The sequence below is a fragment of the Luteimonas flava genome (genome assembly GCF_036584485.1).
Lineage (GTDB): Bacteria > Pseudomonadota > Gammaproteobacteria > Xanthomonadales > Xanthomonadaceae > Luteimonas > Luteimonas flava.
Genome location: NZ_JAZHBM010000002.1, coordinates 933545 through 957266 on the forward strand (window position 1 = coordinate 933545; position 23722 = coordinate 957266).

General features: G+C 66.4%; 20 protein-coding genes and 1 riboswitch. Of the genes, 6 read left to right on the forward strand and 14 right to left on the reverse strand.

Annotated features, from left to right (window positions below; all coding sequences use genetic code 11):
• Nucleotides 1-41 precede the first annotated feature (41 nt).
• Entirely contained in the window at nt 42-1409 is a 1368-nt protein-coding gene (locus tag V3391_RS11205; RefSeq protein WP_332078490.1) for an NTP/NDP exchange transporter, read from the forward strand.
• Nucleotides 1393-2529, forward strand: coding sequence for an NAD-dependent epimerase/dehydratase family protein (locus V3391_RS11210; protein ID WP_332078491.1), 1137 nt, complete (start codon nt 1393-1395; stop codon nt 2527-2529). The genes V3391_RS11205 and V3391_RS11210 overlap by 17 nt, the downstream gene beginning before the upstream one ends.
• A 154-nt stretch (nt 2530-2683) precedes the next feature.
• Here the strand turns inward: V3391_RS11210 and V3391_RS11215 are convergent, their stop codons facing one another.
• The 3 genes from V3391_RS11215 to V3391_RS11225 all read right to left on the reverse strand — a co-directional run bounded on the left by V3391_RS11215 (nt 2684) and on the right by V3391_RS11225 (nt 6057).
• Nucleotides 2684-2935, reverse strand: coding sequence for a hypothetical protein (locus V3391_RS11215; protein WP_332078492.1), 252 nt, complete (start codon nt 2933-2935; stop codon nt 2684-2686).
• A 70-nt stretch (nt 2936-3005) separates the two neighbouring features.
• Nucleotides 3006-3485, reverse strand: a complete 480-nt coding sequence (locus V3391_RS11220; protein ID WP_332078493.1) for a hotdog fold domain-containing protein — start codon at nt 3483-3485, stop codon at nt 3006-3008.
• Nucleotides 3486-3579: 94 nt separating this feature from the next.
• Entirely contained in the window at nt 3580-6057 is a 2478-nt protein-coding gene (locus V3391_RS11225) for an acyl-CoA dehydrogenase (RefSeq protein WP_332078494.1), read from the reverse strand.
• Nucleotides 6058-6243: 186 nt separating this feature from the next.
• On the opposite strand from V3391_RS11225, the gene V3391_RS11230 reads away from it, so the two are divergent.
• Nucleotides 6244-6864, forward strand: coding sequence for a TetR/AcrR family transcriptional regulator (locus tag V3391_RS11230; protein WP_332078495.1), 621 nt, complete (start codon nt 6244-6246; stop codon nt 6862-6864).
• Nucleotides 6865-6888: 24 nt separating this feature from the next.
• Here the strand turns inward: V3391_RS11230 and V3391_RS11235 are convergent, their stop codons facing one another.
• Both V3391_RS11235 and V3391_RS11240 read right to left on the reverse strand, forming a co-directional pair.
• Nucleotides 6889-7722 carry a DUF2145 domain-containing protein gene (locus tag V3391_RS11235; RefSeq protein WP_332078496.1) on the reverse strand — a complete coding sequence of 278 codons (834 nt, stop codon included), beginning with the start codon at nt 7720-7722 and terminating at the stop codon, nt 6889-6891.
• Nucleotides 7719-8135, reverse strand: a complete 417-nt coding sequence (locus V3391_RS11240) for a hypothetical protein (RefSeq protein WP_332078497.1) — start codon at nt 8133-8135, stop codon at nt 7719-7721. The genes V3391_RS11235 and V3391_RS11240 overlap by 4 nt, the downstream gene beginning before the upstream one ends.
• Before the next feature lie 135 nt (nt 8136-8270).
• Here V3391_RS11240 and V3391_RS11245 point away from each other — a divergent pair, with 135 nt between their 5' ends.
• A complete protein-coding gene (locus tag V3391_RS11245; protein WP_332078498.1) occupies nt 8271-9014 on the forward strand; it encodes a helix-turn-helix domain-containing protein in 744 nt (247 codons plus the stop codon).
• A 651-nt stretch (nt 9015-9665) separates the two neighbouring features.
• On the opposite strand, the gene V3391_RS11250 is transcribed toward V3391_RS11245, so the two are convergent.
• The 3 genes from V3391_RS11250 to hslO form a co-directional block, all read right to left on the reverse strand.
• Nucleotides 9666-12623 carry a TonB-dependent receptor plug domain-containing protein gene (locus V3391_RS11250; protein WP_332078499.1) on the reverse strand — a complete coding sequence of 986 codons (2958 nt, stop codon included), beginning with the start codon at nt 12621-12623 and terminating at the stop codon, nt 9666-9668.
• Nucleotides 12624-12866: 243 nt separating this feature from the next.
• The gene (locus tag V3391_RS11255; protein WP_425497239.1) at nt 12867-13712 is read right to left on the reverse strand and encodes an XOO1806 family protein; all 846 of its coding nucleotides are present in this window, start codon (nt 13710-13712) and stop codon (nt 12867-12869) included.
• A 111-nt stretch (nt 13713-13823) separates the two neighbouring features.
• Complete coding sequence (hslO, locus tag V3391_RS11260) at nt 13824-14726, reverse strand: Hsp33 family molecular chaperone HslO (protein ID WP_332078501.1); 903 nt, start codon at nt 14724-14726, stop codon at nt 13824-13826.
• 59 nt (nt 14727-14785) lie between these two features.
• Between hslO and mtgA the strand changes: the two genes are divergently transcribed.
• Nucleotides 14786-15544, forward strand: a complete 759-nt coding sequence (gene mtgA, locus V3391_RS11265; RefSeq protein WP_332078502.1) for a monofunctional biosynthetic peptidoglycan transglycosylase — start codon at nt 14786-14788, stop codon at nt 15542-15544.
• Nucleotides 15541-16521, forward strand: coding sequence for a glycosyltransferase family 2 protein (locus V3391_RS11270; protein ID WP_332078503.1), 981 nt, complete (start codon nt 15541-15543; stop codon nt 16519-16521). The genes mtgA and V3391_RS11270 overlap by 4 nt, the downstream gene beginning before the upstream one ends.
• 4 nt (nt 16522-16525) lie before the next feature.
• Here the strand turns inward: V3391_RS11270 and V3391_RS11275 are convergent, their stop codons facing one another.
• The 6 genes from V3391_RS11275 to V3391_RS11300 form a co-directional block, all read right to left on the reverse strand.
• Nucleotides 16526-18496, reverse strand: a complete 1971-nt coding sequence (locus tag V3391_RS11275; RefSeq protein WP_425497240.1) for an AsmA family protein — start codon at nt 18494-18496, stop codon at nt 16526-16528.
• Nucleotides 18497-18569: 73 nt separating this feature from the next.
• Nucleotides 18570-18962, reverse strand: coding sequence for a hypothetical protein (locus V3391_RS11280; RefSeq protein WP_332078504.1), 393 nt, complete (start codon nt 18960-18962; stop codon nt 18570-18572).
• 56 nt (nt 18963-19018) lie between these two features.
• Entirely contained in the window at nt 19019-19675 is a 657-nt protein-coding gene (trhA, locus tag V3391_RS11285) for a PAQR family membrane homeostasis protein TrhA (protein ID WP_332078505.1), read from the reverse strand.
• Between the two features lie 76 nt (nt 19676-19751).
• Nucleotides 19752-21356, reverse strand: coding sequence for a peptide chain release factor 3 (locus V3391_RS11290; protein WP_332078506.1), 1605 nt, complete (start codon nt 21354-21356; stop codon nt 19752-19754).
• A gap of 71 nt (nt 21357-21427) precedes the next feature.
• The gene (locus V3391_RS11295) at nt 21428-22333 is read right to left on the reverse strand and encodes a M23 family metallopeptidase (RefSeq protein WP_332078507.1); all 906 of its coding nucleotides are present in this window, start codon (nt 22331-22333) and stop codon (nt 21428-21430) included.
• Nucleotides 22334-22347: 14 nt separating this feature from the next.
• Nucleotides 22348-23448 (reverse strand): NHL repeat-containing protein, encoded by a 1101-nt coding sequence (locus V3391_RS11300; protein ID WP_332078508.1) that lies wholly within the window; start codon nt 23446-23448, stop codon nt 22348-22350.
• Between the two features lie 115 nt (nt 23449-23563).
• A riboswitch (SAM riboswitch) is annotated at nt 23564-23692 on the forward strand.
• Nucleotides 23693-23722 lie beyond the last annotated feature (30 nt).

The window sequence follows — 23722 nt, forward strand, 5'->3', positions numbered from 1 at the left end:
ACCGTGTGCGCTAAGGTGCCGCGGTCCGCCAGGAGCCCGCCATGCGCCCCCCCGTCATGACGCCGCCACGCCCGCGGCTGCGCGCCGCGCTGGCGGAGTCGCCGCCGCTGTGGTGGGCGCTGCTGTATTTCTTCTGCCTGCTGTGCGGCTATTACGTACTGCGCCCGGTGCGCGATGCGATGGGTGCGTCGTCGGATGCCTCCGCGGTGTTCCCCTCGTTCCTGCTGGATTGGGCCGCGGCGCGCGGCATCGCGCTGGGTGATTTCACGTTGCAGGCGCTCTTCAGCGCGACATTCGTCGTCATGCTGCTGTTGCAGCCGCTCTATGGCGCGCTGGTGTCGCGCTTCCCGCGCCGGGTGTTCCTGCCGGTGGTGTATCTGATCTTCATCGTCTGCCTGCTGGGGTTTCGCTGGGCGTTCGACACGGATCTCCAAGGCCGCGGCGCGCTGTTCTTCGTCTGGATCGCGGTCTTCAACCTGTTCGCGGTCACCGTGTTCTGGAGCTTCATGGCCGACGTGTTCGACAACGAGCACGCCAAGCGCTACTACGGTTACATCGGTGCGGGCGGCACGATCGGCGCCTTCGTCGGGCCCTTCATCACGACGATGCTGGTCGGGAGAATCGGTGTGGCGAACCTCACGCTGGTGTCGGTCGGGTTTCTCTGCGTGTGCCTGCTGTGCATCCTCAATCTGCGCAGCTGGGCACGGCGCAACGAAGCAACGCGCGCCGAGCAGGGCGAGCAGGCGATCGGCGGTTCGATCTGGGCCGGCCTCAAGCTCATCGCCGCCGATCCGCTGCTGCGCGGCCTCGCGCTGCTGATGTTCTTCGGTGTCGGCGTCGGCACGCTGCTCTACAACGAACAGGCCGCAATCGTGCGGCGCCTGTATCCCACCGCCGAGGCAGCGACGCGCTACTACTCGATCATCGACTGGGCGGTCGCCAGCCTGACGATCCTGGTGCAGCTGCTGCTCACCCGCTGGCTGCTGCGCCGCTACGGCGTGGCACCGCTGCTGTTGCTGCCGGCGGTGGCCATCCTGATCGGCTTCGCGCTGCTGTCCGCATCGCCGCTGCCGCTGCTGATCGCGACGGTGCAGGTGATGACCCGTGCCAGCGAGTTCTCGCTGGCCAAGCCGGCGCGCGAGACCCTCTACACCCGGGTGAGCCGCGAATCGCGCTACAAGGCCAAGGCGGTCATCGACACGGCCGTGTATCGCGGCGGCGACGTGACCTTCGTCTGGGTGCACAAGGCGCTGGCGGTGCTGGGGTCGCAGCTGGTGTTCGTGGCCGGCATCGGCATCGCGCTGGGCATGACCTTCGGCGCATGGCGGGTGATCCGCGCCGAGCGCAGGCTGCCGGAACAGCCGGCACCTGCCCGGCCTCCGGAGCACACCCATGGCAAGCCGTCGTGAGTTCCTCGCCCACAGCCTGACCGCCGCGACGTTCGCCGCGCTGCCGGCCGCCGTCTTCGCATCGACCGGGCGCGCAGCGCGTCCGCTGAAACTCCTGGTGCTCGGCGGCACCGGTTTTCTCGGTCCGCACTTCGTCGAACGCGCGCATGCACGCGGCCACACGCTGACCCTGTTCAACCGCGGCCGCAGCAATCCGAGACGTTTCGACGGCACGCCGCTGGCCGGCATCGAGCAACTGCGCGGCGACCGCAAAGACGATCTCGCGGCGCTCGAAGGCGACCGCCGCTGGGACGCCGTGCTCGACACATCGGCGTATTTCCCCGACGACGTCGCACGCAGCGCGGCGCTGCTGGCCGGCCGCGTTGGCCACTACCAGATCATCTCGTCGATCTCGGTCTACGCGCGCAACGACATCGCCAACGACGAGGACAGCGCGCTGGCGACGCTGGACGATCCTTCGACGCGCACGATCACCGGCGAGACCTACGGCGGGCTCAAGGCCGCCTGCGAGCGCGCCGCGCAAAGCGCGTTGCCCGGCCGCACATCAGTGGTGCGGCCGGGGCTGATCGTCGGCCCCGGCGATCCGACCGACCGCTTCACCTACTGGCCCGCACGCGCCGACCGTGGTGGCGAGATCGCAGCCCCGGGTGCGCCCGGCAATCCGACGCAGTGCATCGACGTGCGAGACCTCGCGGCGTTTCTGTTGCAGCTGATCGAACAGGACACGACCGGCGTGTTCAATGCCGATGCGGCGCCCGGCACGCTCGACATGGGGCGTCTGCTCGACACCTGCCTGCAGCAGGCGAAGGCGGCCGGCGGGGCACCGGATGCGCGGCTGACGTGGCTGCCGGCGGAGTTTCTCGACGCGCAGGGCGTGGACGCGTGGTCGGACATGCCGGTCTGGATCGCGCCGGTGGGCGAGTACGCCGGTTTCGGACGGACGCGCGTCGATCGCGCGATTGCGGCCGGACTCTCCCATCGCCCGATCGACGACACCGCGCGCGACACGCTGGCCTGGTGGCGCACGCAGCCGGCCGAACGCCGCGCCGCGCTCAAGTCTGGATTAACGCCGCAGCGAGAGGCCGAAGTGCTGGCGACCTGGCACGCGCGCAGCGGCTGAGGCCGCGCTGCGCTTCCGTGGGAGCGCGCTTGCGCGCGATGGGGCTCGTTCGTGAAAGCGTCCTCGCGCGCAAGCACGCTCCCACAATCGACATTTCAGCGCGAAGCGGCGACGTCAGACCACGAACGCCCCGCGCAGCCGATGCACAAGCGGATCAGGCGCGCGCAGCCGGAAGAACTGCAAATCCAATCTCAGCCACCAGACGCCGGCCATCTCGGCGAGCAGCGTCCGTCCGAGCGGGGATGATGTCCAGGTCGCCGGGCATCAGGAAGCAGCGCAGGGCGACCGCACCGAACACCCACACGAGCTGTGCGTTCGCGATCTGCACGATTGCGCGATTGGCGCGCGTCGTCGGCTGCAGCGTGCGCGGCCAGTCGAACAGCAGCCATAAGCCGAGGTGGAACAACGCGAAGGCGGCGCTGTGCAGGCAGAAAACGAGGATCCACCAATCTGATGCGGCCGACGTCTGCGCGGACTCAACCGCCGCGTGCGCTGCGCGGTGAGACCCACATCGCGATCTGCGCGCGGAGCACGGCATCGCCGGCCGGGTCGCGGATCACCACGTCGACCGGCAAGGCGTAGCCCGCGTCGGATGCGACAGGCTGGATCGCAGGCGTCGCCGTGGCGGTCATCGTGCCGACGGCCTTCTTCAGATATTCGACGGTCATGCCCTTGGGGATCCAGCGCATCGACGCTGGAATGCTGACGTCCGTCGTCAGGCCGCCGATCAGTTCGGCCAGGTTGCACAGCGCGATCGCATGTACGGTGCCGATGTGGTTGGTGACCGCGCGACGGTGGCGCATCGTCGCCTCGCCGCGCCCCTCCTCCAGCGCAGTGATGCGCGGCGCGATGCTGGCGAAGTAGGGTGCCTTGCGGCACACGAGGACGCCGAACAGCCAGGCACCGCCCGGCCAGCGGATGAAGCGGTTGCGCAAGGTAAGCAGCGGGGCGCTCATCGCGTGCTCCGACAAGAGGATGGAAAACCGGAAGTCCGGATACGGCAACGGCGGGACTCGCCCGCCGTTGCCGCTGTCACGTCACGCTGGTCGCTCAGGCCGCTTCGCGAGACTCGCTCGACGGCTGCGTCGGCGCGCGATAGCCCGCCGAACGCAGTTCCTCGGTGTCGAAGTCGTCGACGGTGATCGCGTCCAGCGTGAGTTCGCGCAGCTCGACCAGCAACGCGCGCTCCTCGGCGGTGATGTGACCTTCGCGCACCGCTTCGTCCAGCTGCGCGTCGTAATCCAAAGCCTCGATGCCCTTGCTCTTCATCGCCTTGAGGAACTTGCGCTCGACCGGCTCGGCCGCGATCGCCTTGGCCAGATAGCTGTCGATGCGGCCGCCCGGATTGTTCTCGCAGGGGGTCATGAACACGCCTTCGGCCAGACGCGAACGCGCTTCGTTCGGCGCCATCAGCAGCGCTGCGACGCGACGCGACAGGCGATCGCCCGGCGCTTCGGCACGACGGCCCCACGGGAAGATCAGCAGCCACATCAGCCAGCCGACCGGACGGATCGGGAAGTTGCGCAGCGCAGCCGACAGCGCGAGTTCGATCTTGTGCACGCTGTCGTGGAAGGCCCAAGCCAGCAGCGGCTGGTCGGCCTGCGGCGCGCCTTCATCGTGGTAGCGCTTGAGCATCGCGCTGGTCATGTAGACGTGGCTCAGCACGTCGCCGAGGCGACCCGATAGCGATTCCTTGAACTTCAGCTTGCCGCCGAGCGTCAGCATCGACACGTCGGCCATCAGCGCGAGATTCGCGGAGTAGCGGTCCAGCTTGCGGAAGTAGCGGCGCGTGTAGTCGTCACCCGGTGCCGCACCGATCTTCGCGCCGGTCAGGCCGAACCAGAACGAGCGCACGGCGTTGGAGATCGCGAAGCCGATGTGGCCGAACAGGTTGCGGTCGAATTCCTCGAGGCCGCGCTGCGCGTCCGGATCCTGCGCCGCCTTCATTTCCTTCATGACCCACGGATGGCACAGGATCGCGCCCTGGCCGAAGATCAGCAGGCTGCGCGTCATGATGTTCGCGCCTTCGACGGTGATCGCGATCGGCGCCGCCTGCCAGCTGCGGCCGGCAAAGTTCTTCGGGCCCAGGATGATGCCCTTGCCGCCGACGACGTCCATGACGTCGCTGATGACTTCGCGACTCATCGAGGTGCAGTGGTACTTGGCAATCGCCGACGGTACCGACGGCACGTCGCCGCGATCGACTGCCGCCGCAGTGGCCTGAGACAGCGCGCTGATCGCGTAGGCCTTGCCGCCGATGCGCGCAAGCGCTTCCTCGACGCCCTCGAAGCGACCAACCGACAGGCCGAACTGCTTGCGGATGCGTGCATACGCACCGGTCACCACCGCACCGGCCTTCGCGCCGCCCGAGGCGGTGGAGGGCAGGGTGATCGAACGGCCCACCGCCAGGCATTCGTTGAGCATGTTCCAGCCCTTGCCCGCCATTTCCGCGCCGCCGATCAGCTGGCTCAGCGGAATGAAGACGTCCTTGCCGTGGATGGGGCCGTTCTGGAACGGCGAGTTGAGCGGGAAATGACGACGGCCGATTTCGACGCCCGGCGTCTCGCGCGGCAGCAGCGCCAGCGTGATGCCGATGTCCTGGGTGTCGCCGATCAGGCCGTCGGGGTCGTACATGCGGAACGCAAGGCCGACCAGCGTCGCCACCGGCGCCAATGTGATGTAGCGCTTGTCGAAGGTCAGGCGCACGCCGAGCACGTTCGCGCCTGCCCACTCGCCCTTGCAGACGATGCCGTAGTCGGGAATCGAGGTCGCGTCGGAACCGGCGAACGGGCCGGTCAGGCCGAAGCACGGCACTTCCTGGCCGATCGCGAGACGCGGCAGGTAATAGTCCTTCTGCTCCTTGGTGCCGTAGTGGTTGAGCAGTTCGCCCGGGCCCAGCGAGTTCGGCACGCCGACCGTCGAGCTGACCACGCTCGACATCGACGCCAGCTTCTGGATCACCTTGTGGTGCGCCAGCGCCGAGAATCCGAGGCCGCCGTACTCCTTCGGAATGATCATGCCGAAGAACTTGTTGGCCTTGATGTAGTCCCACAGCTCCGGCGGCAGATCGGCGTGGACGTGGGTGATCTCCCAGTCGTTGATCATGCTGCAGAGCTCTTCGACCGGCCCGTCGAGGAACGCCTGCTCCTCGGCCGTGAGCTGCGGCTTGGGATAGTCGAGCAGCTTCTGCCAATCGGGATCGCCGGTGAACAGTTCGCCCTCGAACCCGACCGAGCCGGTTTCCAGCGCGATGCGTTCGGTCTGCGACAGCGGCGGCAGCACCTTGCGGAAGAACTTCAGCAGCGGCGTGGTGATCAGTGACTTGCGCACCGACGGGATCAGCAGCGGCACCGCGATCGCGGCGACCAGCAACGCGGCGATGACCGTGGCGACGCCATTGGCGCCGAGCAGCCAGCAGGCGAGCAGCACAGTGACCGTGATCGCCGCCCAGTAGACGAGACGAAGACGGTGGTAGGCGGCGAAGGCACCCACCAGCAGAAAGGCGAGAAAGGGGATCGCGACGCTCATCATCAACTCCGGCAAACGGCATTACAGAGAACGGGGCCGGCGCTGTGCCGGCTGCACGGGCGGATCCCGATGCTGACCGTACGGTCGAGTATGGTGACGGTTTCCAGTGGTGTCAATGCTGCCAGTCGGCCTGTGTCCGGCATGTCGATACTGTTGCGGATGGATGCGTATGGATAGACTGTCGCGATGAGCAGACCTGCCCCGAAATCCGCAGTGATCGCCCAGTCGGGCGATGCGTCACCCGCCGAACGGCCAAGCCGCCTGAGCGCCGATGACTGGGCCCAGGCCGCGCTCGACCTCATCGCCGAGACCGGCGTGCAGGCCGTCGCGGTCGAGCCTTTGGCGCGCCGTCTCGGCGTGACTAAGGGCAGCTTCTACTGGCACTTCCCATCGCGCGATGCGCTGCTGCAGGCCGCGCTCGAGCGCTGGGAAAACGTCGAGCAGGAAGCACTGTTCGGCGCGCTCGAAAAAGTGCCGGACGCGCGTGAGCGTCTGCGCGCGCTGTTCCACATGGTCGCGCGCGAGTACAAATCGCATGTGATCTACAGCGCGCTGCTCAAGGCGCAGGACCATCCCACCGTGCACCCGGTGATCGAACGCGTCTCCAAGCGTCGTCTCGACTATCTGACCGCGTCGTTCCGCCAGGCCGGCCTCGGTCGCGAAGACGCGCAGCACCGCGCACGTCTGACCTACGCCGCCTACGTCGGCTTCCTGCAACTCAACCTGCAGCTGCACCAGGCGCGCATGCAGCAGGACGAGTTCGACGCCTACGTCGAACATCTGGCGCAGACGTTGGTCCCGGCCTGATTCCGCCGAACTTCCTGATCTGTCTCAGCCCGGTCCGGGCTGCGCCTGCAACACGCCACCGCGCCATTCCGCCTGCTCGTGCGCAAGCGCGCTGCGGTCGAGCCACCCGAGAATCGCACGCACCGTGACCACCGGATAGCGACCCGACAACCGCGTCGCGACCGGATGGTCGCTGAAACTGACGTTGCCACCGAACAGGCCGCCGGCGACGCGCCTGGTATAGGCGATCCGCAGGACATCCGGTTCGAAACCGGTTGCCAGCGCCAGCGCGTAGGCGATGTGCCGGGTGCGGATGTCGCCGCTGGCCGGCTGCGTGGCCGCGAGCGTCTCGAGGATCCACGAAGTCGAATTCTGGTACTGCGTGCTGTCGGGGCGTGCGATCAGGTTGTAGCGCGGCTGGAACAGCGACGCCTGCGGCAGGCCCACAAGATGCGAGGCCAGCCGTTCCGCGTGCGCCGGCTGCAGCCAGACGATCCGCGCGTCCTGGGTAACCAGATCGTCCGCGAAGAAGTTCACCAGTCCCTGCACGTACAGACCCGATGCGTGCGTGCCGCACTCGTTGAGCAGATGCACGACCGACCAGCGACCGCTCGCGTGATCGCGGACCGCGAAGCCCGCATGACTGTAGACGAGTCCATGTTCGGACAGGTCCTGCCCGACGCGCGCGATCAGCGCGACCGGCGCATCATGGGCGTCGAGTGCGGCGGCTGTGCGTAGCGCGGTTGATGCCGCATCCGCCACGCGCGCAGGGGCCAGTGGCTCCGGGTTGCAGCCGCCACCCGCGTGCGTGGTCGTGGAAACGAGCATGCCGAGCAGCAACGCTACCGCGTATGCCGCCGTCCGCGGTCGTTCGGTCACGACGAGATCCGCATCGAATGGATGAAGGGCCGGGTGAGCGCATCCGCGACGAACGCGATGCCTTCGCCCGCCGCGCTGAGGATCCAGCCCCCGCTGACGGCCACCGCCACGATCGCAGTGCCGGCAACGATGCCGAGGCGTCGAACGAGTTCTGCCGACACCACGATGACGGCCGACGCGGCGAGTCCGACGCCTGACACCGTCAGCATGACGGTGTCGCCGCTCGCTTCGAGCGCGGTGATCGAAAAGCGGCCACCGGCCGACAGCGCCTCGGTCATCGCGACGGGTACCTGCACCGACGCCAGCAGACTGGCATCGGACTGCCGGCTCATCGCATTCGACTGCGCGAATGCGGCACCGCATCCGAACAGGCTGCCAACGAGCAACAACGCGGTGCAGATGGCGGATTGCATGCCGCGGGGTCGATGTCGGATCACCGGTATCTCCAGTCCATGAGGTGGGCCGAGCCTCGTACTGTGTCGGATCAACGACAACCGGGATCGCTCAAGTCTCTGTTTCCGCGCCGCGTGGTCGCGTATTTTTAGACCATGAGTCTTTCCGTCGACCTGATCGAAGCCCTGAAGCGCGCACTGCGCGCGCAGGGCATGACCTATCGCGTGCTGTCGCAACGCCTGGCGATCAGCGAGGCGGCGGTCAAACGCATGTTCTCGCGGCGTGCGATGACGCTGGTGCGGCTGGAGTCGATCTGCGAGGTCCTCGGGATCGGCCTGCAGGAACTCAGCGGCGACGCCGATCGAGGGCGCGAGCCGATGGCGCGGCTGAGCGAAGCGCAGGAGCAGGCGCTGGTCGACGAGCCGGCGCTGATGCTGGCGATGTTCCTGACGATCAACCGCTGGTCGCAGGGCGAAGTGCTGGCGCATTTCGATTTCGACGTCCCGCAGTGGACAGGACTGCTGGTGCGGCTCGACCGTCTCGGCATCATCGAACTGCTGCCCGGCAATCGCGCACGCGCGCTGACCGCGCGCAACTTCCGCTGGCGCAGCGACGGGCCCATGGAGCGTCATTTCCGCGCAGCGCTGCTCGGCGATTACTTCTCGACGCCGTTCACAAGCGCTTGCGACGCGCTGTTCCTGCTCAGCGGCAGCCTGGGACCCGACGGCATCGCCCAGATGCGCTCGCGCCTCGAAGACCTCGCACGCGAATTCGACGGCCTGCTCGCACGCGACGCGGGCCTTTCGGCGGAAGCGCGCACCGGCGTCAGCCTGGTGCTGGCACAGAAGCCCTGGACGCTGCAGGTGTTCGACCGGTATCGGCGTCTGCCGTTCGGCTGACACAAGGAAGTCGCGATGTGCGAAGACATTAGCTGTTCGATTGACCGGCTTCGACGGTCGCGCTGAACGTCATAGCCGATTCGATCAATGACACACACACACACACTCTCTCTCTCTCTCTCTCCAGTGAGTCATGAGATATCCTCGGCGAGACCTGCTGCAAATGTCAATTTAGACGCCAAAGTCAGCAAATATCAACTGATACTAGCGAGAAGAAGTGAGAAATTAAAGTTCTTTAACAAGTGCTGTGCCAAGAACGAACAGCGCATTCTGTGACTCTGGTGCGAGTTGACCTCAGCTCTTCTTCGATAGACGTCGGGTCGATCTCGAAGTCCCTAGGGCAAACCTCTGTAGTCGAGGCTTGAGGGTTCGCTTGTTTCCGCCGGTGTGTCTGGACAGCAGGCGGCGCTGCCGCAACTCAAGCTGTGCTCAAAGTCTTCAGTGCTGAAATTTCGGTGCTACTCGTACTTTCGAGGTGATCTTGCCGAGAGACCGTGGCGATCAAAAGCGGGATGGTGGGTAGGCGAACCGTCCTTTCACGCGGTTGCCCCTGCGAGCGTCACAAACGACTGCAGTGTCTAGAAAAAAGCAACGGCTCCCTCCGGAGCCGTTGCCAGGAATCTCTAGAACCAATGTTCTAGAGGCCTTTTCTTAGAACGTCTGCTGATAGTTGAGGTAAATGAAGCGCCCCGGGATCAGATACTGCGCATCGAATGTGTTCGCGAAAGCGTTCGACGACAACGGCGGATCCTTGTCGAACAGATTGCGCACGCCAGCAGTGATCTTCGCATTCCAAGGTGCCTTCCAACCGGCCTGGATATGCGTGTAGGTGGTGCCGCCGAGATAGTTGATCGGCGTGATCCGGGGAACCCCGACCACATTGCTCGAACCCGGTACGAACTCGTACTGGTCGATAATCAGATTGGGGTCGGTACACATGTTGACCAGATCGAGGAACTGAGGATCCACAGCGCCGAGAGCAAGCGCGGTGCTGCGGAAGTTGGTGCAGCTCTCGCGGACGCGGCTACGGTATTCCAGCGTGACAGAGGCGTTGAAGTCCGCGTACTGCCAGCTGGTGGTCAGGCTCGAGCGGAGGCGGTGACGCGGCGCACCCGTCGAGGAACCGGATGCGACCTGTCCGACCACGTTGCCACTCGAGATCCGACCATCACCATTGAGCGTTCCACGTTCGGGCTGGCCGACGTCGCCGTAATAGGTCACGTATGTGCTGTCCATACGGAGCTGGAACTGGCCGAGGCTGGAGGTTTCGAATCGGTAGGCCGCGCCGAAATCGAAGCCTTCAGTCTCGAGCCCGCCGACGAAGTTGGTGTTCTGCGCCATGATCGCCGAGACCTCCCCCGGGTTGCCGTTGACGGCGCCGGTGGTGTCACGGGTAATGAGCGCACAGCTGTTCTGGTTCAACTGGTAGTAGCACTCGTTGAGGATCGTCTGGGCGCCCAGTGCGCCGATCTGGTTGCGGATGGTGATGTTGTACCAATCGACATAAGTGTCGAACCCGGAGAACCAGTCGGGCGAATACACGAAGCCAAGCGTCTTGGAGACCGAAGTCTCGGGCTGCAGGGCCGGGTTGCCACCGGTCGTTGCATAGGTCTGGGACAGCTGTGAGGCATAGCCCACCGGGGTGCCCATCGCGCGACACTGTGCGCGGGTTGCCTCGCTGTTCCGGAACGTCGTATTCGATGCAATGTCGCTACACGGATCCTGGAATGCGGGTCGGCCAGTAGCAGAGCCTTGGAACAGCTCTGCAACGGCGGGTGCCCGGAAGCCTTCGCCCCATGAGCCGCGGAACATCAGATCGTCAACGACCTGCCAGCGGAAGCTTGCCTTCGGATTCGTGGTGTCGCCGAAGGTGGAGTAATCCGAGTACCGCGCCGCAAGCGACAGTTCGAGCGACTTGGCCAAGAACACCTCGGACAACAGAGGAACCTGCAACTCGAGATAGGCTTCGTCGACGCTGTAGCTACCACGCGTCGGCAGGAATGGGTTGTCACCCAACACCAGACCGGCGGCCGTCAGCGGATCGGGCTCGCTGGAGCCGAACTCCTTGCGGTGTTCGAGGCCGAACGCGAATGCGGCAGTGCCGCCGGGCAGCGGGAACAACTCACCGCTGATGTTCGCGGTCACCGATTCGAGAGTCGACTTCTGCACGTTCTTCGGATTCACCGCAATCCAGTCGTACATTTCCTGGGTGAAGCCGTTCGGGCCGCCCATGACATTCATGGGGACGCAGCCCGCAATGATCGCCGTAGGGGTGCCGCAACGTGCGACGCCCGTGCTGTCGATGAACGATGGGCCTGTCGCCTGGTTGACACGGGTCGAGAAGTAGAAGCCGTTCTTGGGCTGAAGCTGCTTGTTCTCGGCGTACGAGTAACCGATATCCCAGTTGAAATAACGGTCACCGATGTCGAAGAAGCCATCGAGCGCGGCGCTGAAGCGCCAAGTGTCCTGCTCCTGGCCGAACACGCGCGGGAAGTCGGTCGGTCGGAACGCGCCACCGCTGATGTTCGTGCCGAAGGGGTTGTAGATGCTGGCCGACGAAATGGTCAGGGGAGACAGCGGCTGCGCGGCAAGCTGCGCTTCGCCGGTCCGGTTGGTATAGAACACGTCGGTGCTGAAGCGAACGGCGTCATGCAGCTGGTAGCTCGCTTGGCCGAAAAGCGAGTAGCTCTTTTGCGGCTGCACCAAGTAGTTGTCGGGCGCGAAGTTATAGCCGTCGGTCAGGAAATTGTAGTTACGGAAGTCGCCTCGTGTCGCTGCGGTACACACCTGGTTCGGCAGGCAGCCGGGCCGCGACGGATCGAGGATGATGTTGCGACCTGCGACAGTGAAGTTGCCGTAAGGGCCAACCGGGCTTGCGCGGCCTGGTGTCGAAACCGTTGCCGGGAAGCCAAACAGTGGAACTGCCGAAATCTCGCGGTCGCCAGCAGAGATCGCCTCCTGCTTGTTGTAGGACATGCTCAGCAGTCCAGAGAAGCGTTCGGTCGAGCCACCCAAGGTGAAATCGTAGGTTTCGCGAGCCCCATCGCCGTCGGTGTACTGGCCGTAGTTGGCGTTGAACTGGGCCCCATCGAAGTCGCGGCGCGTCTGGATGTTGACAACGCCGCAGATTGCGTCCGAACCATACAGCGCGGAGGCGCCGTCTTTCAGGACCTCGACGCGCTCTATCGCAGCAAATGGGATTGAATTGAGGTCAACCGACCCGCTGAGGCCGTTATCGCTCACCCAGCGACGACCATTGACCAAGACCAGCGTGCGGTTTGCACCGCAGTTGCGGAGATTGACGCTGGAGTTGCCGCTCGTATTGCCGTTGTTCGTGTTCAGGCTGAGCGCCGGGCCGTTGGCGCTGATTTCGCGCAACACATCTGCGACTTGCGTCAGACCGGTCGCTTCCAGTTCCTGACGGGTAATCGCGAGAACCGGCAACGCCGCTTCCGCTTCAGAGCGCTGAATACGCGAGCCGAGAACTTCGACTCGGTCGAGTGTCTGCGCTTCCTGCGCGATCGCCACGCCGGTGCCTGCGAGTGTAGTCGCGCCCGCAATAAGCGCGAACGAAATCGCGTCACGGAGCTTGGTGGTCTTGAAGGTCATCTTTCTCTCTCTCTCTTCCAAGTAGGTCTTGGGAAATCCCCGGGTGTCCTGCTACAGCGTCAATTCAGACGCCAGACTCGGCAAGACTGGCCGACTATAGCTGCGAACTTTCGAGAATTAAAGAGTCGTTAAGAAAAAAGATAGATTGTGTGAATAGGTCGTGGGAAAGATTCGTGGGCAATAAAAAAAGCCGGCTTCAGGCCGGCTTTCGAGCAAAAACAAAGTCTTATAAACCGATCGAAATCACAAATCCTGCTGGTACCGGATGTACGGCACCGCGCCCTCGTCGTCCGCGTTCTCGGTCATCTTCGAGAACGGGTTCTTGCCGCGGGTGATCACGTTGTCGGCGCCGACCGTGAGCTGGCCGCTCCACGGGGTGCGCCAGCTGACGCCGAGGCCGACGCCTTCCCATTTCGGAAGGCCGGGGGTGTCGACGACCTGGCCGACGATGTTGGCACTGAAACGGCCGATGCCGCCGCCGACGCTGAGGCTGCGGCTGGTCCAGTGGTCGCTGAGCGTGGCGGGCGCGGCGGATGTCGGGATCAGCGTGGCCTTGGCCAGGGTGCCGGCGAGCGACACGTAGGCGTCGTCGCCGATGTCCTTCTTGGCGAAGACGGTCAGGTCATGGAGATCGACCTGGCCGGCCGACGCGACCCGCGACGGGCTGAGGAAGCCGGGGAGGGTGTCGCGGCCTTCGCCGAGGGTCAGGCCGACACCGCCGCCGGGGCGGCTCAGACTGGCCGTCGCACTGGCGCGGCGTGCGCCGGGCGTGTTGTCGCCGACCGAAGCCAACTGGCAGTTGCGCGCCAAGCTGCTGACGGCGCCGTTGAAGCTGCTGCCGGGGCTGCAGAGCAGGGCGAGCGAGCTGCCGGATTCGAGGCCGAAGGCGGCGTCGAACTGGCTTTCGCCGAAGCGCCAGCGACGGCTCGACTGGTTGGCGGTCGCTGGTTCGAGCACCAGGAAGGCCTCGACCTTGCCGGACGTATCGAGCACGGGGAGTACGGTCTGGTTGCGTTTTTCCTGGGCGGCCGCGCCCGAGGCCGCCGCGAGGGCGAGACCGAGAGCAAGTACGAGACGCGTGACAGGCATTCGCATGGCCGTTGTGACCCGGGCTCGGCCCGGAAGTTCCCCTATCGTTCGTTCCGGGACTCTAGAACATTTATATTTCTTTAACAATCGTCGCCCGGCGATCAGACGCTGTTATTGCAACCGCTCCGACACTTCCACATCGACACCGGGCGTTTCGAGCAGCTGGTCGATCTCTCCGGCACTGAAACCGTAGGACTGCCCGCAGAACTCGCAGATCACCTTGGCTTCCCCTTCGACGACCGCGGCGCGGGCCTCGTCGGCCCCGAGCGAGGCCAGCATCTCCTCGACGCGTCCCCGGGAGCAGGAGCAGCCGAATTCCAGTGGTCGTTCCCCGAGCAACTGCGGCGCATCTTCCGGAAACAGGCGCGCCAGCAGGGTCTCGGTAGGCCATCGAAGCAGTTCCGTCGTCGACAGCGTGTCAAACAGGGCGCTGGCGCGGTTCCAGCCGTCGTCGTCGCCGTCGTCGCCGGGCAGCTTCTGCAACATCAGGCCCGCGGCCTCGCCGCCGTCGACCGCCAGCAGGACGCGCGTGGGCAACTGTTCGGACTGGCGGAAATAGTCCTCGAACGCGCCCGACAGCGACTCGGCCGTCAGCGCGACCAGACCCTGATAGCGGTTGGGCTCGCGATGCGGCGAGGGGTTCTCGATCGTGATCGCCAGCAGCGCATCGTCGCCGAGCGCGCGCAGGTCGCGCGAGACGTCCGCGCCGTCGCCGTCGAAGCGGGCGATGCCGCGGATCGTGCCTGCCGCGGTGCATTCGGCGAACAGCGTGCGCATCGGGCCCGGCGCGCGCAGTTGCACCGACAGGCGGCCGTCGACCTTGGCGTGGCCGGTGAACAGCGCCGACGCCACGCAGGCTTCACCCAGCATCTCTTCGATCGCCGGTGGGTAGGGGCCATTCGCGCGCACCGCCTGCCAGGCCTCGCGCAGGTGCACACGCACGCCGCGCACGCCGGCGGTCTGCAGAATGAAGCGTGACAGGCGGTCGCTGTCGGGCTGGGCGATGTCGGTCATGTCGGCTCGCAAAGGGATTTCGATTGGCGGCGTCGAGGGTGACCGATAGAGTGGCCGCCATGGAACAACCGGCTCTCCGACATGGGGACGGCACTGCCGTCCCGCAAGCACGCCCCTCGTCCGCCCGTCGCTGGCTGCGCCGGCTGCTGTGGCTGTGCGTTCTGCTCGCCGTGCTGCCGGTGTTGCAGGTCCTGACGCTGCGCTTCATCGATCCGCCGTTCTCGACCTTCATGGCGATCCGGCAGGTCGAAGCCTGGACGGGCAGCGAACGCGAATTCAAGCTCTATTACCAGTGGCGCGATCTGGACCGCATCGCGTCTTCGCTGCCGGTGTCGGTGATCGCCGCCGAGGATCAGAACTTCGCCAGGCATCGCGGTTTCGATCTGGACGCGATCGAGAAGGCGCGCGCGCACAACGCCAGCGGCGGGCGCATGCGGGGTGCGAGCACGATCAGCCAGCAGACGGCGAAGAACCTGTTCCTGTGGGGCGGACGCAGCTGGGTGCGCAAGGGTCTGGAGGCGTATTACACGCTGCTGATCGAAACGCTGTGGCCGAAGACGCGGATCCTCGAGGTCTACCTCAACGTCGCCGAATTCGGCGATGGCATCTACGGCGCGCAGGCTGCTGCGAAGCGGCACTTCGGCAAGGACGCCGCGCGCCTGAGCGCCGGCGAAAGCGCGCGGCTGGCGGCGGTGCTGCCGAGTCCGCAGCGCTACAGCGCTTCGCGCCCCGGGCCGTATGTGCAACGACGCGCGCAGTGGATCCAGCGCAACGCGCGCCAGATCGGCGGCGAGTCGTATCTGGAGGCGCTCAAGTGAGTGCCCACGATCGACTGACCATCGTCATCGCCGCGTTCGACGAGGCGCATGCGTTGCCGATGCTGCATCCGCGCATTGCCGCGGTGATGGAGACGCTCGCCGCGGACGGCATCGAAACGCGTGTGCTGTACGTCGACGACGGCAGTGGCGACGCGACCTGGCAGGTTCTGCAGGGCATCGCGGCCGGCGACGCACGCGTGGCGCTGCTGCGGCTGTCGCGCAATTTCGGCAAGGAAGTCGCGCTGACCGCGGGCCTCGACATGGTGACCGAAGGCGCGGCGATGATCCTCGATGCCGATGGCCAGGATCCGCCGGAACTGATCCCGCAGTTCGTCGCGCACTGGCGCGACGGCTACGACGACGTCCACGGCACACGGCTGAGCCGCGAGGGCGAGAGCTGGCTCAAGCGATCCACCGCGCACGTGTTCTATCGCGTCATCCAGCGCCTCGCGAAGACGCCGGTGCCGGCCGACACTGGCGATTACAGGCTGTTGTCGCCACGCGCGCTGGATGCGTTGCGCCAGTTGCGCGAACGGCATCGCTTCATGAAGGGGCTGTTCGGCTGGATCGGATTCAACCGCATTGCCGTGCCGTACGCGCGCGAGCAGCGGATTGCCGGACGCACCAAGTTCGGATTCTGGCGTCTGTGGAATTTCGCGCTCGATGGCGTGACGAGCTTTTCGACCGCGCCCTTGCGCCTGGCGACCTACGTCGGCGTGTTCACCGCCTGCGGCGCGTTCGTGTTCGCGCTGTACGTGATCGGCAAGGCGCTGATGTACGGCGACCGCGTCGCGGGGTGGCCGACGATGATGGCGGTGATCCTGTTCCTCGGCGCGGTGCAGCTGGTCGCGCTGGGCGTGATCGGCGAGTACCTGGGCCGCCTGTACGAGGAATCCAAGCAGCGCCCGCTCTACTTGGTGAGTGCCTGGCATCAGGCGCCCGGACCGGGCTCATTGGATCGGCTGCCCGACGTCTGAGCGCTTATTTGGCGTAAGGCCCGCCGCAACCGCTGTCTTCGCCGCCGCCCAGTTCCAGCGTCGCGAGCAATGCGGCCGGCGGCGCGATCGAACCGAGCGCGAGGGCGATCGCGCCGCGAAGGCCCAGACGCGCGAGATCGGGCCGGAAGCTCGGTGATGCGAACGTGCCGCTGATCGTCAACGGCGTACGCAGCGCAAGAATGCTGCGGTCCTTGGGGCGCGGCCGCAGCAGCAGATCGAGTTGTTCCTCGCGCAGATTGATCGTGCCCTCGCCGAGGATGATGGTGTCGGTGGTGTCGAACGCGAACGCGCGGCTTTCCATGACGCCTCGCTGCACACCGAAGTCGGCGAAGGCGCAACGGACGGGAATCTGCTTGTCGTTGCCGATCAGATATTTCAGCGTCTCGTAGACGTCGATGCCGGCCAGCTCTACGAGCAGGTTGCTGACCCGGCCGGCGCCCATGCCGATCGCGACGTCGCCGTTCGCGCTGCCGAGCATCGCCGCGACCGAATTGCCGGTGCCGGCGAGATTGAAGTCTCCGCCGATCCGGCCGACGGCTTCGCCGGCAAGCGTATCGGGCGGGAACAGGCCGCCGAGACTGATGCGTCGCACCGAGGCCTGCAGCCGGGTCTGGATGACGTCCTGACGCGCATCGAGCCGGATGTTGGACCGGATGTTGCCGCCGGCCACGCCGAAGTTCAGCGGTTCGAGCCGCAACAGGCCGGCGTCGAGTTTGAGGTGCGCGTCCATGTCGTCGATCGGCAGCTTGGGCGCGTTGATGCGTTGTGCGCGCAGGCGCACGTCGGCGTCCATCGCCCGCAGTTTCGCGAGGTCGTAGGGCGTATCGGGCAGCACGCGGCCCTTGGACGCGAGCGCGCGTTCGCGTTCGACGAGCTCGGGATCGAGCGCGTCGCCTTCGGCGTCGGGCGCACCGCCGATGAAGCCGGCGAGATCGTCGAAGTCGAGGCGCTTGGAGACCAGATCGGCCTTCAGGAACGGCCGTTCGCCGCCGAGCGTGATCGCGGCGGAACCGCCGAGATCGCTCTGGCCGACCTTGCCGGTGAAGCCGTCGTAGTGCCACGTGGCCGCGTCGCGGGTCAGGCGACCGTCGAGCGCGTAGGGCGGCGTGTCGGGCAGGGCGACGCCGACGAGCGGAAACAGATCGGCGAGGTTGCGGCCCGACAGTGCAAACTGCAGATCGAAATCGCGCAACTGGAACGGCGCGACCAGCGAACCGCGCACATGGGCGCGCGTGGCGCCGGCGCGGGCACGCAGATCGATGCGGTATGGCTTGTCGGTGTCCTGCAAGGCGAGTGGCGATTCGGCCACGCCCTCCAGCGTGAACCCGTTGTTCGTCCAGCTGCCGCCGCCTTCGATTCCGATCGCCGGCGCGGCATCTTCACCGCCGCGCGATTCACGGCTGGCCAGACGCACGTCGATATCGGTCTGGCCCGGCACATCGAGATAGCGTAGGCGGCCGTCTTCGACCCAGAGGCGACGGATCTGCGGCGGCGGACCGTCGCCACCGTCTCCGAATGCAATGTCCCAGTTGGCGGTGCCACCGTCGGGATTGGTTTCCAGGCGCAGAATCGGTTTGACCAGGCGGATTTCGGGCAGGCGCACTTCGCGTTTGAACAGAAGCGGGAAGACCTCGACCTTGATCTCCAGCCGCTCGACCGACGCCATCGTCTGTGACTCGGACCAGTCCGCATTCGCGAACCGCAAGGCGTCGGCGCGGACGGTGGTCGTGCGGCCCAGATCGACGTCGAGATCGCCGCCGATCACCAGTGCGCGGCCGGTGCGGGCTTCGACGATGCGTTCCACCGGTCCCTTGAACCAGTTCCAGTCCCACAGGAGAACCAGCAGCGCAATCGCCACCAGAAGCACGAGCGCAACGACATGCAGCGGTCGCGACGATGCGAATCGACGGAAGCGCGGACGGGGTGATGCGGGAGGTGGGGGCGTGGTCGTCATGGGGGGCCTTGTTCAGCCCCACCATCGACGCGCTGCGGTCAACTGCGGGTGAATGTTCCGTTGCGGTTCGGCATCACGATGCGTCAGCGGGCACGGAGTCCGGCAGCGCGGTCTCCGTGCAGCGCACAGTCCTGCCGTTGTCCTGCGAGAGTTCGGCGCCGTCGTCTGTGGTCACGAATTGCAGGCCGACTTCCGACCACACCGGCGGCTGGCTGCCGCGGATCACGCCCAGATTCACGATGCGCCCGTCGGTCATCCGCAGGCGGGCGAAGCGTCCTTCGCGGATGATTTCGACGATCGCGGCCGTCGGGCAGTCGTAGGCCGCGGTGACGGTCTCCGGCGCGGGTGCGGGGGTGGCCGGCGGTGGCGCCGGTGCAGCCGCGGGCGTGGGCGGCGCCGGCGTTTCGGCGGAACAGGCCGCCAGCGTGACGACGGCGAGGACGGGCAGCATCGGGACGGATCGCATGCGGAACTCCGGCGTGGACGACGACCGCTCGATTGTCGCGACGCGCGCGCCGGTGATCAACGCGCCGGTACGACCTGGGCCAGCACGGCCACGTAATGGCAGACGCTGCCACCGATGCAGAACAGGTGCCAGATCGCATGCGCGTAGGGAATCGAATCGCGCATGTAGAAGAAGGTGCCGAGCGTGTAGAACACGCCGCCGGCGATGATCCAGCTCAGCGTCCAGGTGTCGAGCGCGGCGGCGACCGGGCCGATCGCGATCACCACCAGCCAGCCCATCGCGACGTAGATCGCCGTCGACAGCCCGCGGAAGCGGCCGGTGTAGAACAGCTTGAACACCACGCCCGCCAGCGCCAGCGTCCAGATGATGCCGAACAGCCACCAGCCCAGCGTGCCGCGCAGTCCGATCAGCGTGAAGGGCGTATAGGTGCCGGCGATCAGCAGATAGATCGCGCAGTGGTCGAATACTTTCAGGCGGCCCTTGGCCACCGGATGTTCGACCGCGTGGTACAGCGTGGACGCCAGATACAGCAGCAGCAGCGAGACGCCGAACACGATCGATGCGCCGAGCTGCCAGCCGTTGCCGTAGAGCGCGGCCAGGGTGATCAGGACCGCACCGCCGGCGAGCGCGGCGGTCGCGCCGAGACCATGGGTCAGGGCGCTGGCAAACTCTTCACGTTTCGCGCGGAGCGAACGGGGCGGGGCGGTGGTCATCGACGTCCGGCTGGGGGATTGGACTGCCGCGAAGTATGACCGGGTGCCCGTGTCCTGTCAGAGACCGCGCCGCGGATCAGTCCACCGAGACCGCATGCGCGTGCTCGCGTGTGGCGAGGAACTCGACACCCTCCGCGCGTTCCTGGGCCAGCTGCAGGTTCACCCGGGTCGGGGCCAGATAGACCAGCTGATCGGCGGCGTCGTAGGCCAGGTTCATCGCGTGCTTGTCGCGGAACGCTTCGAGCGTCTTCGCGTCCTTGCAGCGGATCCAGCGCGCCGTATTGACCTGCACCGGCTCGAAGCTCGCATCGACGCCGTATTCGTCCTTCAACCGGTAGGCGACCACGTCGAACTGCAGCACGCCGACCGCGCCGAGGATCAGGTCGTTGCTCATCAGCGGCTTGAAGAACTGGGTCGCGCCTTCTTCCGACAACTGGGCCAGGCCCTTCTGCAGCTGCTTGAGCTTCAGCGGATCGCGCAGGCGCGCGCGGCGGAACAGTTCCGGCGCGAAGTTCGGGATGCCGGTGAAGGCGATGTTCTCGCCCTCGGTGAAGGTGTCGCCGATCGAGATCGTGCCGTGGTTGTGGATGCCGATCACATCGCCCGGATAGGCCTCGGCGGCGATCTCGCGATCACTGGCCATGAAGGTCAGCGCGTTGGCGAGCTTGAGCGGCTTGCCGGTGCGCGGATGGAAGGCCTTCATGCCGGCTTCGAAGCGACCCGAGCACACGCGCATGAACGCCACGCGGTCGCGGTGCATCGGGTCCATGTTCGCCTGGATCTTGAACACGAAGCCGGTGAGCTTGTCTTCTTGCGGCGCGACTTCGCGTGTTGTCGTCTCGCGTGCCTGCGGCGGCGGGGCGTGTTCGACGAAGAAATCCAGCAGCGGCTGCACGCCGAAGTTGTTGACGCCCGAGCCGAAGAACACCGGCGTCTGCCTGCCGGCGCGATAGGCCTCGAGATCGAAGGGATGGCTGGCGCCCTGCACCAGTTCCAGTTCGTCGCGCAGGTCGGCCAGCATCTTCTCGCCGATCTTGTCGCTCAGGCCTGGCGCGTCGATCGACGGGAAGATCGTCGAATCCTGTCGGGTGAAGTTGCGGCCCGGCTCGTAGAGATGTACTTCACCGGTCACCAGATGCACCACGCCCTTGAGGCGCTGGCCCATGCCGATCGGCCAGGTCACCGGCGCGCACTGGATGCCGAGCACGGTTTCCACTTCATCGAGCAGATCGATCGGGTCCTTGCCCTCGCGGTCGAGCTTGTTGATGAAGGTCATGATCGGCGTATCGCGCAGCCGGCAGACCTCCATCAGCTTGATCGTGCGTTCCTCGACGCCCTTGGCGACGTCGATGACCATCAGCGCCGAGTCGACCGCGGTCAGCACGCGATAGGTGTCCTCGCCGAAGTCGGCGTGGCCGGGGGTGTCGAGCAGATTGACGACGCGGCCCTCGTAGGGGAACTGCATCACCGAGCTGGTCACCGAGATGCCGCGCTCCTTTTCCAGCGCCATCCAGTCGGACGTCGCATGGCGCGCGGCCTTGCGGCCCTTGACCGATCCGGCCATCTGGATCGCACCGCCGAACAGCAGCAGCTTTTCGGTCAGCGTGGTCTTGCCGGCGTCGGGATGCGAAATGATCGCGAACGTGCGGCGGCGGGAACTTTCGGAGGCGATATCGGACATGCGGGCGGCCGCGCGGGTGCGCGCAGGCTGGAATCGGGAAGCCGCCGATTATACGACGCCGTGCGGCCGCCTCAGGGCGGGGCGTCCGTGTCGGCCCGTACCTGTCCGAAGCGCAGCGGGCCGTCCGGTCCGGCCATGCGGAACGGCAGCGATTCGAGCCGCATGCCGCGGTTGGCCTGCACGACGAAGTGCAGGTGCGGGGCGGCGCTCAGGCCGGTGTTGCCGGAGAACCCGATGATCGTGCCGCGCAGCACGCGTGCGCCGGGTGCGACGACCACGCCGGCCTGTTGCAGATGGGCGTAGAGCGCCATGGTGCCGTCGTCGTGGAGCACGCGGATGAAGTTGCCGCGTACGCGGTCGTCGCCTGCATCCACGATCGCGTCTGGATCGAGGCGCGCGCTGGCGCCGGATTCGACCTGCATCACCACGCCGTCGCGCGCCGCCAGCACCGGCGTACCGGCGGGGACCGCGAAATCGACCGCGTGCCGGTTTTCGTTGTCGTCATGACTGAAGCCGCCGCCGAACCCCTGGGCGATCCGCACGGGCGCGTCGCGCAGCGGGTACAGGTATTCGACATTGCGCGCCCGTGCGGTCGGCAGGCCGGGGATGGCCACGAGCCGCAAGCGTGTGCCGGCGGCGCCATCCGTCAATTGCGCGATCACGAGGCGGCCGCCGCCCGGCACGGTAACGCGTGCCGGCAGGGCCGGTGTGGCGTGCGGCGGCGGACCGTCGCTCAGCAGCGTCACTTCCACCGGGCCGGCGAGATGATTGATCGCAGTGGCCTCGGTGCCACCGAAGCGCGGGCGCAGTTCGAGTTCGACACTCGACGTGCGCGGCGCCGATGCGACGGCCGCCTGTGCAGGCACGGAGGGCGCCATCGTTGCACCGGGCCAACTGCCGCTCGACGGCGTCTGCGCGGACGCGGCGCCGGATGCGCACATCGCCAGCAACGCGAACGCCGGCCACCATCGAGGCATCGGCATCTGCAGGCTCAGCGGCTGCAGTCGGGATCGAGCTGCAGCGCGGTCGCGACCTCGCGCAGATCGAACGCGACCACCGAGGCATCGTCGTCGACGGCGAACAGCGCACCGGCGGGGAAGCGTGCGGTAGGCGCGGGATGCAGTGCGATGCCGTCGGTCGCGGCGACGCGTGTACCGGTGAAGCTGCCGGCCGGCGCCAGCTGCGCACGTTCGAACACCCGGAACACGGTGCGCGGCCGCAGCTGGTCGGCGACGATCCAGTAACCGCCGTCGACACTGCACGACCACAGCGCGATGCCTTCGGGTTCGGCGTCGAACGTGCCCGCCGGCAATGCACGACCGGTGTATGCGCCTTCGAGCGTGTAGACGTGGACCGTCGCGTTGTGGCGCAGATCCTCGTCGGCGATCAGCAGCTGGTCGTGGGCGGCGTCACCGGCGATCGACTCGACGATGCGCAACGCGCTCTGCGCATCGGTGGCGCCAAAGGCGCCGAGCGCGGTGACCTTGGGCGAGCCGCCGTCGTGCGCTTCGAAGCGGTAACGGCGCACGCGCTGGTCGAGGCGGGTGAAGTCCGGCACCTGCTTGTGGTCGGCGCCGTCCATGAAGCTGTCGGTGACGTAGACCTCGAGCGCGTCCGGCGCGGTTTCGTGGACCCACAGGCCGTAGGGGCTGCGGAGGTCGTCGGCGCCGAACGCGGCCAGCGGGGTGAAGCCGGGAAGCGACAACACCTGCACGCGATGATTGTCGCGCTCGGCGACGAACACCAGGTCGCCGTGCACGGCGATGCCGTTGGGCCGGTCGAACTGGCCGGGCATGGCCCCGCGGGCGCCGACGGTGCGCAGCATCGCGCCGGTGTCGGCATCGAATACGCGCAACTGGTGGGTGCGCTTGGCCGTGGCGATCAGCCAGGTACCGCCCTCGGGCGTGGGCCAGGTGGCGAGCGAATCCAGTTCGTCGCCCGCGTGCGCGGACGAGCGCCAGGCTTCGACGATCACCGGTCGATCGGCCGCCGCCACGCCGGCCATGGCATCGGCCTCGGGTGCGGTGGGGCGCGGGGAATGGGCGGTGCAGCCGGCCAGCAGGGCGGCCGCGAACAGGAGGGCGATGCGCATCCCCGGATTATGACGAGCGCCGTGCGATCTGCGTGACCCGTTGCATCCGGAATGATCCATCGCTGCATCCGGATGAAGCGATTGACATATGCAAAGGGCGCTGGCAATCTGCACGCATCCATCGAGACCGGCGGAGGGGCAGGCCCTTTGATGCCGGGGCAACCTGATGGGATCCGCGCGTCGCGCGGCGTCCATCGCGGTGCCAAGTCCTGCGGGGACCTGTGTGTCCACCGGAAGATGGTGATGCCGTATCGGCGTTCGCGCCGATGTCGTA

Bases quoted from the DNA above. Each gene is read 5' to 3' on its own strand.
- V3391_RS11205 (WP_332078490.1), top strand. From the start codon at position 42: ATGCGCCCCCCCGTCATGACGCCGCCACGCCCGCGGCTGCGCGCCGCG.
- V3391_RS11210 (WP_332078491.1), top strand. From the start codon at position 1,393: ATGGCAAGCCGTCGTGAGTTCCTCGCCCACAGCCTGACCGCCGCGACG.
- V3391_RS11220 (WP_332078493.1), bottom strand. From the start codon at position 3,485: ATGAGCGCCCCGCTGCTTACCTTGCGCAACCGCTTCATCCGCTGGCCG.
- V3391_RS11225 (WP_332078494.1), bottom strand. From the start codon at position 6,057: ATGAGCGTCGCGATCCCCTTTCTCGCCTTTCTGCTGGTGGGTGCCTTC.
- V3391_RS11230 (WP_332078495.1), top strand. From the start codon at position 6,244: ATGAGCAGACCTGCCCCGAAATCCGCAGTGATCGCCCAGTCGGGCGAT.
- V3391_RS11240 (WP_332078497.1), bottom strand. From the start codon at position 8,135: ATGCAATCCGCCATCTGCACCGCGTTGTTGCTCGTTGGCAGCCTGTTC.
- V3391_RS11245 (WP_332078498.1), top strand. From the start codon at position 8,271: ATGAGTCTTTCCGTCGACCTGATCGAAGCCCTGAAGCGCGCACTGCGC.
- V3391_RS11250 (WP_332078499.1), bottom strand. From the start codon at position 12,623: ATGACCTTCAAGACCACCAAGCTCCGTGACGCGATTTCGTTCGCGCTT.
- V3391_RS11255 (WP_425497239.1), bottom strand. From the start codon at position 13,712: ATGCCTGTCACGCGTCTCGTACTTGCTCTCGGTCTCGCCCTCGCGGCG.
- hslO (WP_332078501.1), bottom strand. From the start codon at position 14,726: ATGACCGACATCGCCCAGCCCGACAGCGACCGCCTGTCACGCTTCATT.
- mtgA (WP_332078502.1), top strand. From the start codon at position 14,786: ATGGAACAACCGGCTCTCCGACATGGGGACGGCACTGCCGTCCCGCAA.
- V3391_RS11275 (WP_425497240.1), bottom strand. From the start codon at position 18,496: ATGACGACCACGCCCCCACCTCCCGCATCACCCCGTCCGCGCTTCCGT.
- V3391_RS11280 (WP_332078504.1), bottom strand. From the start codon at position 18,962: ATGCGATCCGTCCCGATGCTGCCCGTCCTCGCCGTCGTCACGCTGGCG.
- trhA (WP_332078505.1), bottom strand. From the start codon at position 19,675: ATGACCACCGCCCCGCCCCGTTCGCTCCGCGCGAAACGTGAAGAGTTT.
- V3391_RS11290 (WP_332078506.1), bottom strand. From the start codon at position 21,356: ATGTCCGATATCGCCTCCGAAAGTTCCCGCCGCCGCACGTTCGCGATC.
- V3391_RS11295 (WP_332078507.1), bottom strand. From the start codon at position 22,333: ATGCCTCGATGGTGGCCGGCGTTCGCGTTGCTGGCGATGTGCGCATCC.
- V3391_RS11300 (WP_332078508.1), bottom strand. From the start codon at position 23,448: ATGCGCATCGCCCTCCTGTTCGCGGCCGCCCTGCTGGCCGGCTGCACC.